This window comes from Paenibacillus sp. P4_E11, assembly GCF_056401635.1.
In genome coordinates this window covers 1-573 of the sequence record NZ_JBFUIX010000707.1, presented here as the reverse complement: position 1 = coordinate 573, position 573 = coordinate 1, and the positions used below count along the sequence as shown (strand labels likewise).

At 36.8% G+C, this 573-nt stretch carries 1 protein-coding gene and 1 pseudogene; both read left to right on the top strand.

The annotated features are described in order from the left end of the window. A pseudogene (locus AC1DWB_RS37045) lies at nt 1-134 on the top strand (bacitracin ABC transporter ATP-binding protein); the annotation flags it as partial. Beyond that, nucleotides 124-573 (top strand): FtsX-like permease family protein (locus AC1DWB_RS37040; RefSeq protein ID WP_477546012.1); only part of this gene is annotated, 450 nt, incomplete at its 3' end. The pseudogene AC1DWB_RS37045 and the gene AC1DWB_RS37040, both read left to right, overlap by 11 nt.

Sequence of the window (573 nt, the reverse complement as noted above, 5' to 3'; positions counted from 1 at the left end):
GCAGTAGAGTGATCTTTATAAAGGATGGGCAAATCTATACGCAATTAAATAAAGGGGAAGAAACAAGACAGACTCTCTTTAAAGACATCATGAAAACCCAAGGTGTATTAGGCGGGGTGCAGAATGAGTATTAATCAACTCATGTTTCGCAATCTGAGAAAGAATTTGAAAAATTATTACCTTTATGTGTTTGCCCTAATCTTTAGTGCCGCCCTGTACTTCGCATTTGTCACGTTACAATATGACCCTGCTATGGACGAGACAAAGGGTTCTGTTAAAGGGGCCGCATCCATTAAGGCTGCTTCCGTCTTACTTATCGCTATTGTTTCTATATTTCTTTTATATGCCAATAACATCTTTATTAAACGACGCAGCAAAGAAATTGGCTTGTTTCAATTAATAGGGATGACCAAAAACAGGATATTCCGAATCCTAACTGCTGAGAACTTTATCCTGTATTTTGGATCGCTGTTTTTGGGAATCTTTCTAGGATTTTCCGTTTCAAAATTAATTATCATGATTCTTTTTAAAACGATAGGTGTCGATGCTATTGCAACCCTACATTTTTCTTAC